Annotated in this window: 9 protein-coding genes and 1 pseudogene; 5 read left to right on the top strand and 5 right to left on the bottom strand. The window is 53.0% G+C overall.

Going from position 1 to position 11,217, the window contains the following annotated elements:
* The first annotated feature begins 479 nt into the window (after positions 1–479).
* Positions 480–923, top strand: a complete 444-nt coding sequence (locus H7848_RS19050; RefSeq protein WP_208354503.1) for a hypothetical protein — start codon at positions 480–482, stop codon at positions 921–923.
* Positions 920–1,054 carry a hypothetical protein gene (locus H7848_RS20240; RefSeq protein ID WP_272874430.1) on the top strand — a complete coding sequence of 45 codons (135 nt, stop codon included), beginning with the start codon at positions 920–922 and terminating at the stop codon, positions 1,052–1,054. The genes H7848_RS19050 and H7848_RS20240 overlap by 4 nt, the downstream gene beginning before the upstream one ends.
* Before the next feature lie 255 nt (positions 1,055–1,309).
* Here the strand turns inward: H7848_RS20240 and H7848_RS19045 are convergent, their stop codons facing one another.
* Positions 1,310–1,957: a TetR/AcrR family transcriptional regulator gene (locus H7848_RS19045; RefSeq protein ID WP_336512154.1), complete on the bottom strand. Its 648-nt coding sequence runs from the start codon at positions 1,955–1,957 to the stop codon at positions 1,310–1,312.
* Positions 1,958–2,067: 110 nt separating this feature from the next.
* On the opposite strand from H7848_RS19045, the pseudogene H7848_RS20390 reads away from it, so the two are divergent.
* Together H7848_RS20390 and H7848_RS19030 are read left to right on the top strand one after the other, a co-directional pair.
* A pseudogene (locus H7848_RS20390) lies at positions 2,068–2,903 on the top strand (NAD(P)H-dependent oxidoreductase).
* A 31-nt stretch (positions 2,904–2,934) separates the two neighbouring features.
* A complete protein-coding gene (locus H7848_RS19030) occupies positions 2,935–4,098 on the top strand; it encodes an MFS transporter (RefSeq protein WP_208354496.1) in 1,164 nt (387 codons plus the stop codon).
* A 464-nt stretch (positions 4,099–4,562) separates the two neighbouring features.
* On the opposite strand, the gene H7848_RS19025 is transcribed toward H7848_RS19030, so the two are convergent.
* The 3 genes from H7848_RS19025 to H7848_RS19015 form a co-directional block, all read right to left on the bottom strand.
* The gene (locus H7848_RS19025) at positions 4,563–7,589 is read right to left on the bottom strand and encodes a S8 family serine peptidase (protein WP_208354494.1); all 3,027 of its coding nucleotides are present in this window, start codon (positions 7,587–7,589) and stop codon (positions 4,563–4,565) included.
* A gap of 533 nt (positions 7,590–8,122) precedes the next feature.
* The gene (locus H7848_RS19020; RefSeq protein WP_208354492.1) at positions 8,123–9,067 is read right to left on the bottom strand and encodes an ornithine cyclodeaminase family protein; all 945 of its coding nucleotides are present in this window, start codon (positions 9,065–9,067) and stop codon (positions 8,123–8,125) included.
* The gene (locus H7848_RS19015) at positions 9,064–9,927 is read right to left on the bottom strand and encodes a PhzF family phenazine biosynthesis protein (RefSeq protein WP_208354491.1); all 864 of its coding nucleotides are present in this window, start codon (positions 9,925–9,927) and stop codon (positions 9,064–9,066) included. The genes H7848_RS19020 and H7848_RS19015 overlap by 4 nt, the downstream gene beginning before the upstream one ends.
* Positions 9,928–9,957: 30 nt before the next feature.
* Between H7848_RS19015 and H7848_RS19010 the strand changes: the two genes are divergently transcribed.
* A complete protein-coding gene (locus H7848_RS19010; RefSeq protein WP_208354489.1) occupies positions 9,958–10,305 on the top strand; it encodes an ArsR/SmtB family transcription factor in 348 nt (115 codons plus the stop codon).
* 624 nt (positions 10,306–10,929) lie between these two features.
* Here H7848_RS19010 and H7848_RS19005 read toward each other — a convergent pair.
* Positions 10,930–11,217 (bottom strand): transposase (locus H7848_RS19005; RefSeq protein WP_208354487.1); only part of this gene is annotated, 288 nt, incomplete at its 5' end.

Here is an 11,217-nt window from a genome sequence, read left to right as displayed (position 1 = left end):
CGAGACGCCGCCGAACGCACGATAGAGGCAACATGGCGCAGGATCGGTAAGCTGCTCGACCGCTTCACCCCGCAGGAATGTGCGAATTACCTTGTCAACTCAGGATACGCTTCAACCTGATCTCATCTTGCTCTAGGGTTCTACTTTTAAGAATTCGCCAAAATACAGGTATTCGGGAATCATGCAGGACGTCCGCGAAAGATGCTTTTATGCTGATAAAATCGGGCGCAAATCGTGCCACCGTACAACTTCGCTCACTGTCACGCCTGACACCATGGGCTCGGCTACAACTTATCCCTTGCAAGCATCCGGCCAACGCCGCTTACCAGACGGGCCGACCATGATTTTCATCCGGCCAAATCTCCTCCATATGGTGCTCTATATGGCCTCCCAAATCCGCCTCCATTGCCAAACTACTCTCAGCAACGGGCTCGCAGATCAGTCGTCCTCGGCTTCAAAATGACCTGCGACGCGCGACAATGGAGGAAATCGGCCATCGGACGACGAAGTTCGAATTTAGCAGCATTGGTGATGAAAGGCGCGAATTTGTGTTCTGGCTGTTGCAGCAGTGCCTGGCCGATGGCATTGACCCAACAGATGTCTTTGAATACGCCGCACAAGAATACCTGGCTGAACGCCTCTCCACGCCGCTGCAATTTGCCGAACACCTGAACCGCGCGTTCACTGACGCCTATCGCATGGGCGCAGATCAAGTCATGCGCGACATCGTTGAAGAAACCATCTCGGTTGGCTTTGATGACCTCGATGCGCGGCTGTCCCGGATCGGCTATAACCCAAAGGCTCTTGCTGATCTCACCGACACCCGCCTCCCAGAAATCAGACGCTTCCTCAAAGGTCAGCTGGATACGGATAGAACTGACGAACTTTCCACTCTCATGCGCAAGGCAGGGCTGCCAATATGAGCATGAAAGCCGAACTGTCTAAGCATAAAGAGCAGTTACTGGACGATTTCCTTGGTCGGATCCGCGGTGAGGCGATCCCGAATATCGAAGTGCTTGACGTGTTTTTTGTCGCATTGGCCAGTCGCAATTAATGTGACTGCAATTTGCGATGTGTTTTCAAGCGCCTGTGCCTGTCTGAGTTCCAGTCTACATATTATGCGACTTAATGTAGATATTTAGACGAGATTTCAGCAAAAGAGTTTTCAAGATCTCTGGCCGCAAACTCAGCGGTAGCATGGCGTCTGGATTTCCCTCGTTTTCCAAACCAGCCATTCGAACAAAGCGCAACGGATTGAACAAGAGAACCTTTTTTGACGAATGCTGTAAAAGACATGAATGCCGGCTTGTCAGCTGTCTAAAGCGCACTCGATGCCGTCGAGAATGGTTTCAACCATTACTTCATAGGCACGTCCCGCCTTTTGGTTCGTGAAAGCTTGGAGCAGCCGAGCCATGGTCGGAAAGTCGGCTGATGGGAGGCGGTCGATTTCAGCGATGATCTCTGGGGTGGCCGGCTTCAGTAGACCACCGACTTCTGCGGCGGCCAAGCCTAATAGACTCGCATACCAACCGAAACAAATATCCACCATCTGTCTGTCCGTAAGGCCAGCATCCGCAAGCGCCTTGTAAATCATCTCTGCGTGCCGATAATCCGCAGGGCCGGTGATCCAGAACCGCATGAGCAGCGGAAAGGTTTGAGGGTATTTGAGCGCCAGCCTCCGATACTGAAACGCAAGGCCCTTCAGACGATCGCGCCATGAGGCGTTCACATCGACAGGCGTGATCTCGGCGTTGATCGCATCAGCCATCGCCCGCTCTAGCCCGGTCTTCGATTTGAAATGATAGAGGACTGCCATGGGGTCGCAGCCAAGCTTTGCAGCAAGTTTGCGCACACTAAAAGCATCGGGGCTGTTGCTCTCCATCAGACTTAATCCAGCTTTGACAATCTCATCTGGTTCGAGGCCCCTTGGGCCAGGTCGTATATTTTTTTTCGACACTGTAGAGTTTCTCCTTGAAATTTCTTCAATCTAGAAATTATATCTCTACATCATAGAAATCAATGGCAATGATCTGGGTCGCTGCCGATCCTTAATGAGAGGAGAATGAAATGCATGCTGTTGTCGTAGTAGCCACGCCTGAACCCCAATCGACGAACGCGCGTTTGGCTGATGCAATTGAGCTTACTTTACAAACTGCGGACTGGAGCGTTGCAAAGATCAATCTCAATTCTGAGGCTTTTGACCCGGTGGAGGATCCTCGTCATTTCAGCCGTCGTAAGAACGCCGATCACTTTGATCCCCAAAGCGAACAACGGGCAGCTTATACAGGTGATTACCTTCCAAAAGATGTGCAGAACAGTATCGATCTTCTTCAAAAGACCGATCTGCTTGTTCTGCAGTTTCCGTTGTGTGGTTCGGTGTACCTGCGATCCTAAAGGGGTGGTTCGACCGCGTTTTCGTGTACGGCGGTTTCTATACCAGCCAAAACCGCTACGAACGCGGCCCAATGGCAGGGCACCGCGCGCTGCTGTCGGTAACGGTCGGTGATAGTGAGCAGGCCTATTGTCACGATGGTCTCGGGGGTGATCTGGCCGCGCTGTTGTGGCCAACGCATTACATGCTGCGCTTCATCGGTTTCTCGGTCGTCCAGCCCATAGTCACTTTCGGCGTGCATGGTGGCCTGAACGCAGGAAACGCAGATGAAGCTGCGGTAGAGGACCGAGTGCGCCATTCTGAGGAAACGCTGGCGCGACGTCTGCCGGGCGTCATGGAAGAGCCTGAACTGCCGTTCAACGTATGGGCTGATTTCTCAGAAAGCGGGCGGCTAAGACCGGATGCACCTGTTTACTCGCCCTTCATAAGAAAACGGCTTGAGTTTGAGGCCGCGCCCGATTGGCCCGGCCCATTTATGCCGAATGTGCAGTCCGTCGCACAGTCGAACTGACCAAACCGTTGATCATTATAGGAACCCACTCATGTCCGTTGTCACTGCATCTTCTCTCACCCCTCAACAAAGAAGCTTGAGTCTCGCTGCCGTTATTGTCTCGACGGTGGGTGTCGGTATCTCTTACGGGATTGGTTACCCAATCACCGCGCTAACTTTCGAGCAGTGGGGTGTTCCGACCTGGCTGAATGGCTTGGTCGGCAGTGCGCCGGCGCTGGCGATCCTTATCTGCCTGCCATTCTTCCCTAGGCTCGTGGGGCGACTCGGAACAATCCTGGCCATGGCACTGGGATGCGTCCTGGTTGGCGCTGGGTTTTTGCTTATGCCCCTATTTCAGTCGCCCGAAGCATGGCTGATCTTGCGGTTCATCATGGGCGCCGGGCTGGCCCTGCCATGGCTTGTCGGCGAGACCTGGATAAACACGGTGGCGACCGACAAGACGCGGGGCCGCATGCTGGCGCTCTATTCCATGGCGTTGTTCAGCGGCTTCGCGATCGGTCCATTTGTTCTTGACCAAGTGGGGATCACGGGGTGGATGCCGTTCCTCATCGGCGCCGGGGGCATCCTCCTCGCCGTGGTTCCGATCATTATGGCGGCGGCCCTCGCACCGCGCATGCCTGAGCACCCTGAAACAAGAATTTTTGGCGCTGTTCTGCTGGCACCAATAGCGATGATCGCAGGCATCGTGGGCGGTCTGCTCGAACTCGGACACTTTGCCATGCTACCCGTTTACGCCATACAATCGGGCTATATGGAAGCTGAAGCGCTGCGTTTGCTGACGGTTTTTATGATTGGTGGGATCGTATTACAATTCATCGTTGGATGGCTGGCAGATCGTATGTCCGCGCGCACCGTCCTGATCGGATCAGCTCTCTTGTTTGCGCTCGTCGCCGCAAGCCTCCCGATCATTTCCGATCCGTGGCTGCGTGCGGCAGCGGTATTCGTCATGGGGGGGTTGGGGATCGGCTTTTATACTCTGGGACTGACGCATATCGGTCAGCGCGTGCGTGTTCATGACCTTGCCGTCGCCAACGCAGCCTTCCTCATCACCTATCAGATCGGTGCAATGGTGGGGCCAACAGTCGGCGGAATTGCCATGAGCACCTGGCAACCGCACGGCTTCGTCGCTGCAATGAGCGTCGCCGCGGTGATAGGTGCAATTGCAATGGCATTGGTGAAACATAAGTCGCGATAGTGAACAAAGCGGTCGTTCAAACAAGCGCAGCGAATTGCCGCTTTATCCCTCGTCTATCCAATTTATGCGGCGTACAACGAACGGTCGTTTCTCCACGCTCAAAACCTTTAGGGTGATTTCCCTGTCTACCCAGATCGACCCCAGACACAGCGTAGCTCGACCAAATGCCTTTGCCTGGGGACATCAGTTTCTGCATATCGAATGGTCGCAGTCCGACGCCTCCAGCGCCTGCACGGGCTATAAATTTTGACCATTCGCGCCAACGTGGTAGTCTCACTGTGCCGAGAAAAGCAAAACCGCTCATGAGACAGCGTCATTTCATCCCGTTATGCAAAGGACCCCTTCATCGTTGCAGAGCTTCCATGTGATGATGTAGCGGCTGTAGCCGTCGAGGATCGTGAACAGACAGAACCAACGCCAGGCGACCGTGTCATTCTGTGGTCGCCTGGACTGTTTGCATTGCACTATCTAGCAGAGGCAATCTCGTACCCGGCAGAGATTTCACCGGTTGAAAGTCGCTGAGAACTACGGATCAGACCCCAATTGATGTCGTCCTGATGCTCAACCGCAATTGCAACAGGAACATACTGCCTAGACCGAAGAGGCATAGGCAATTCCAGACTTGGGGCACCTCCACCATTGAAGGCCAACACGGTTCTGCCATTGTGCTTTTCGATTGAAACATTTGGCTGCATCTTCTGATTTAACATATCACCAAGAGACAACTTGCTGCCCGCCGCACCATCAATAATCAGTTTCCGCCCGGAGGCTAGCGTCAATGACAGGCGTGACCGTTCAAGTAGCGTGATAAAATCACCACGCTGGTACTGGGGCAAAGTTACGGGTTTTTTTGCGATACGATGCTTTCTCCAAGGAAGATCTTTTGCTTCTTTTGCAGCGCCGGATTCGACAATCTGCAACCATCTTTCAGTAATATTGTCGTCATCAATAGCCACCAGTATTCGGGCCTCTGATTTCATTAGGGAGCGATCCAGAATTATCGACTGTACGCCTTCGCGATGGCTGCTTCCGGCTATAACGCCATGGGCATTGAAGCCGCCAGACATCACTGCGTTGTCAATCGATATGTTCTTGTGAGCGAGATCATTGTAACGCTTTACGTCATGTGATCCGGCCGACGGGCCACTGTCATGGGGGCTGGCTTCTGCCAACAGGCAGGGGTGCCAGTTTACATTGATGCCGCCGACGGTCACGGTCTCTGGTGGAACAAGGGTTTGATCCCATGTCATTTTGATAATGACATCACTGCCCGGTGCAATTGCATCGACCAGCTCTTCACCAATCAGGTATGTTCCAGGAACCAGTGGGCTTGGTACGCCAGTGCTTGGCATAACTGAGGGTTGCCATTCGTCAGGATAACGGAATTCGAACCCTGGGAAGTGGCAGATCAGCGCCCGAAGATAGACCTCGTGCGTTGGTTGTGATCCCGTGTTCTTGACGCGAAGGAAAACATAGTTGTCCTGTCCACGAATTGGGTTCTCGTGCGGACCGGCCACTGTGTAGGCAATACTGGGAATTGGATCATCTGTTCGCCGCGTCCAGATATCTGGCGAATTGGCATGCCAGCCGGTTGATGGAACGGCCCCGGTGTCAGCCAGGTTGTCACGAATAACGGCATCATAAGGGGTGCCAAAATCTCGTGCGGCGATCACTGCAGAATTTGCGTCGATCCGCCCATAACCGTACCACTGACTAAAGATCGGGTTACCGGTCATCGGATCGGTCGTCCAGGCGCCCACGGGGTCGGTATTTGCTGCGTCGATCTTCACAGCAGTATTGCGCAGGATTTCGCGGACCTGAACCCAATTCAGATCTGGGTTGATTGAAAGCACAAGTGCTGCGACCCCCGCCGTCAGTGGCGTGGCCGAGGATGTCCCGCCGAAGTCATCACGATAATTCAACGCGCCGCCAGTAGAGCCTGCCAGGTTGCCGCCACCAATGAAGTCAGTCGTGACCTTTCCAGGTGCCCCCTGACTTGGGGAACCGTTTGAGGGTGCGCAAACATCAATGGCCGGGTCAAAACAGCTGTAGCCAGAACGAACGTCGGTATCGATAGACGCGGCAACGGTAATGATCTTGTCATGATCGGCAATTGTGTTGTTGAATGGATTCGAGATATCGTCAGGCGTATTTCCAGCCGCCACGCATGTGACAACGCCGCGCCCTCCGCGCCCATGAGTGGCAATGAAATCAAGGGTGTCATCCATCAGCCCGACATCAGGTATGCGCACGCTGCTGGTGTGGACATCGACACCATCCGTTAGTGTCGCCGGGAAAACCGTTCCCACAGGATAAGTCACGCCATCTGCAACCCAACCCGGGTTGAAGCCCGACATCCAAAGAAAGCTATCAGACCACCGAAGATTGGGAAACCCAAATGGGGCTACAATGCCGACAATTGGACAATTTCCAGCGGCCCCAGCCATGCCTTCTGTTTCCATGTGCACTGTCGATGGGTTATTTGCTGTCGCGGCAGCGACACCCGCACAACCCATCCCATGATCTTGAAAGATACTGTCGTTGTTCGGCACCATCAGTGCGAAGTCGTAAAGCCGCGCGACCTTAGCCCCGCCTCCTGTGACCGTGCCTTGGAAATCAGGATGGTCAGGTGTCGTAACGCCTCCTGTCGTCGTAGATTGGATGCCGGTGTCATAGACGGCGATTTTGATGTTTTCGCTACCAAACGTCAGATCGCCCGGGCCGCCAATTGCGGTCGTCACCGAGTTTTCGTCCCGAAGTGTTTGCCAAGCGTCCGGAAGTCCGATGAGCGGAATGTGCCACTGTTGCGGAACCAGAAAATCTGTCGGCGTAACCGTGAACAGCATTGACGTTTCAACGAGGTTTGGCTCGGCATAGATCACATCCCGGTGCTCATTGAGCTTTTGCGCCAGTTCAAGCAGGGAATAATCCGATGTAATGGGGCCGGCGAATAGATATCCGTTCCCGACCGCAACGACCGTCCGCACAACTTGCATTTTCATTTCTTCGGCGATCTGTTCGGCCCGCTCTCTTATTATATTAGGTTTACACTTAACGATGAGCTGATTTGTCAAATACGAAAGTCGTTCTTCGCTTTTCTCAAGAACCGGGCCAGCAAGCGCTACTCCTTCGGACTGTGTTAGAATTCGAAGGGTGCGATCCCGTTCGTTTTTCGAACTCTTTCCCGAAAACTGAAAAAGGCGGACATTGTTGTGTTTGATCTGTTCGTGGACTTTCAGGGCTTTAAGACCAAGCTCATCGGCCATCTCATTGGCCTGACGCTCGGCTGTTTCGGCGGGCGTGAGTGTCAGCGCAACCAGCATGTCAAGTGGCTCGAACGGTACTTTCACGGCACCGCGTTGGTAAGCGGGCTGTCCCTTCTTTCCAAGGATGAAATCTTCTGGCGTGCGTGGATGAGGAACCCTCGCATCGCGGCTTTGGGTTTCCAATCCAGTCGCCGCCACCTGAATGGTATAGGTGCCCGGTTTCAATGGCCCTGAGCGAAACAACCCGTTTGTTTCGTCATACTTCAGTGTTTGGGATCTAGCGTCCTTAGCTGCAGATTTGATCCGAACATTTGCTTTTTTCAACCGTCCGCGATCTGTGCCTCTGACCCGGATAAACAATTCATCTGTAGTATACATTTTGTGCTCCAATCTAATTTTTTATTTTAATAACGTTCCAAAAATTAGCAGATGCGACCGGTAGGAATTGCCATAAATTGACAAACCAGACACATCTGTTTCAAAAGAAAGGACATGCGGGTAAAAAAAGTTTTGGTTGCATTGCCTAACAAAATTAATCCTACGCGTGTGTCAGCGATAGATCAAGTCAGGAAAACAAAACCGTTGCCCTTCCCGAAGAATGTCATGATCCGGGTATAGCAAAACCAAAACACTCCGGAGAAAATGTCATTTCGTCCCATTCTGCTGTAAAGCGGCAGCTGTCCTCCTTGCAGATCGAGGCAAAGGCGCCAGGAAAGCCCAAAATTCATGATACTGCGCGATGCACGAACGTCGGTTCTTTACCTTGAACGGATGAGCTTGTCCCAGAACCTGTTCACAGCGGTCAAGTCTTGAACCCCCAGTCCTGATAGGCACGCCACCGTAGTGTTTGCATGGCTCTTGGCCAAGCTTCCAATCAGCAAACCAATTTCGGTAAGATCGGCCTTTTTGATCAAACCTTTCCCAATGGCGCGGCTGGGGGCGCCGTATTCGACCGCCGACTCAATTGCATCGACATAAACATCGGCGTCTTTCAGGATGGCGGGATCAATTTCACATTTTGTTGTGTCGTCAGAACCAACAGACGTGATGTGCTGCCCCCGTTTGATCCACTCCGCCCGGATCACTGGCTCTTTTGCACCTGTTGCTGTCAAAATGATCTGAGCGCGATTAATGGCAGCCGGAAGATTGTCCATCCCGCGAATGTCGACAGCAGGGAACGCAAGTTGCAGGTCTCGCACCATGGCCGTGACCTTTGCCGCCGAGCGGCCCCAGATGCTGAGGTACTTGATCGGACGCACGAACATCAAGGCTTCGGCTTGCAAACGCGCCTGCGCCCCTGTGCCAACAATCAACGCTGAAGTCGCATCTTCGGGCGCAAGCAATTTCACAACCAAAGCGCCTGCCGCTGCCGTCCGGTAGTCCGAGATCAAATGATCGTCTTGCAAAATTGCCAGAGGCTTGCAGGTTTCGCTGTCGAACACAGCAATCAATCCGCTCGACGCGGGCGCACCCCGGTCTGCCAAGACCTGTGACCAACCGGCCATTTTCACTGTCAAAATCGGACAGTCGGTCAAAGTGGCGGCCTTCACATGGATATCGGCCAGATCGTTGGGGTGCAGCACATAAACCGGGGCTTGGGCGGTGCTGTCAGATATGGCCCGGAAGGCCGCTTCCGCTGTCGGGATCAAGCTTTCAATGTCCAGATAAGGCCGGATGTCTTCCGGGCCGAAGAACGGGATCATGGAGCGATCAGCTCGCCTTTGCCCACGAACGCAACTTCGCCAGCGACAGTGATCCGCTCCACCTCATCTGACGTACCGTAGGGGGTGACGATAATCTCACTTGGTCTTCCCATGAAGTGCCCTTGTTTTAAGACAAAGGCCTCGCCCGGTTTCGCAAGCCCATGTTTCAAAGCGTATGCACCAACGACGCCCGCGGCGCTTCCGGTTGCGACATCCTCCATGATCCCGTCATTGTTCCAATGCCGTCCCTCGAATGATTTGATATCAAAAAGGTAGGCGAATTCAGCCCCGACGCTTTCGAGCCGATTTTCTAGGTCTGGCACCGTGATACGTGCCTCGGCCAAGCCACTGACAACCGGGATAATGAGGTACTTGATACCAGTCGAAATGACCTCCATCGGGAGGGAGGCCAACGCATTCAGATTGAAGGCGCGGGCAATCTCGGTTTTTGCATCTACGACGTTCAGCATCTCTGGACGCTCTTGGTCCAACGTGCCGATATAGCGGCCATTGCGGTATTCGGTAGCAACCTGCGCGCGTCGCCCACCTCGCAGGTCAAATGCCCAAACACGCTTGGGGTCGCCATCTGATTGCTTATGCAGCGTGCACGCCGCACCGATGATCGGGTGACCGGCGAATGGCAGTTCTTCGAACAGATCGAAGACCCGGACAGATATCCGACCGGCCTTTTCGTTTAGAAAGATCGATTCAAAGTGGCGAAGCTCTTGCGTAATTGTCAGCATCTGCTCACCGCTCATCCCTGTGCTGTCGGTAAAAACAGCAAGGCTATTGCCGGAATAGGGTTTGGTTGCGAAAACATCGCAATGGATGAAGTTGAAGTTTTGGTTCTTGAACGACATAAAGGCCTGCATAGCGAGGAATCTATATAGATGAATAACTATTCAGATCGAGATTTCGAGTCAATAGCGCGAGGCCTCAGCGCGCTGTCACACGAAAATCGCTTGCGCATTGTCCATTGGCTGGCTGAGCCCAAACAACACTTCCCGCCGCAGGTGGATGGCGACTTGATTGATGATGGTGTTTGCGTAGGCTTCATAACCGACAAGATTGGCCTAAAGCAGCCGACAGTGACAAACCATATGAAGGTTCTTCAAGACGCGGGCTTGGTCGAAAGCAAAAAGATCAAGAACTGGGTGTTCTACAAACTACAAAGAGATCGGCTTCGTCACGTGCTTGAAAATGTACATGTGTTGACCGGAAGCGGACATTCAACTTGACGGATTGTATGTCGGCAAAGTCCCGCGTCTTCCAGTTCTTTGGCCGTGCAGCGAACTAAAAGTGCCGCGATTACGCAGGCACTGCGTTCTTAAGAGGGAATACCGTTCGCATCCAATGTGATCCAAGGCGGATGATTGCAATCCAGTCGCAGATAATCTGATCACAGTAGCACTTAATGTAGGTTTGATACTGCCGATATCGCCATTTAATTTGAGCGAAAACCCGGAATGTTTGCAGTCCAAGCGCCGGATAAGTAGAATTCGCTACAGCTATACCTTGGTGCAGGCAATTGTTCGATAAAGACCAAATCCTGCTCCCGCAACCAGCTTTAGCGAATGGATATTTGCATTCAGGCCTGCCTCATCGGCGGGCCTTAAATTTTTCAATATATTTAAGATCTTACCTTTGATATCAAGATAATGGGCCTCAGTTGTTTGATCCCAAGAAACGATAACTTCGTCTATAAGATCATGCAGCTCATCCGATGCAGGCCCAGCAACGTCTTCGTCGGTTAAAGTTCTAACAAGATTATCGACATATTCTTTATAGCATCTATGTAAGTCCTTTGGCAGTTCTATTGGCTGAGGTGTTAATGCGTCTCGCTTACGCTCCAGGGTCAGGACTCATAGCCAGTACATAACGATTGCCGCGAGGGCGATGGCCGACAGTAAGACCTTTGGACATCTGTCGTATCGCGTTGCCACCCGGCGCCAATCCTTGAACCTGCCGAACGTGATCTCGATGCGGTTGCGGCGTTTGTACCGGCGCTTGTCGTACTTGACGATTTTCTTCCGCTGCTTTCGGCCGGGGATACATGCGCGTATTCCTTTGTCTTTCAATGCTTCTCTGAACCAGTCGGCGTCGTAACCACGATCACCCAGTAGCCAATCGACCTGCGGCAGGCTGCTGAG

The sequence above is a fragment of the Pseudaestuariivita rosea genome (assembly GCF_017592335.1).
Classification (GTDB): Bacteria; Pseudomonadota; Alphaproteobacteria; order Rhodobacterales; family Rhodobacteraceae; genus Parasulfitobacter; species Parasulfitobacter rosea.
This window is presented reverse-complemented; position numbering and strand designations above follow the sequence as displayed.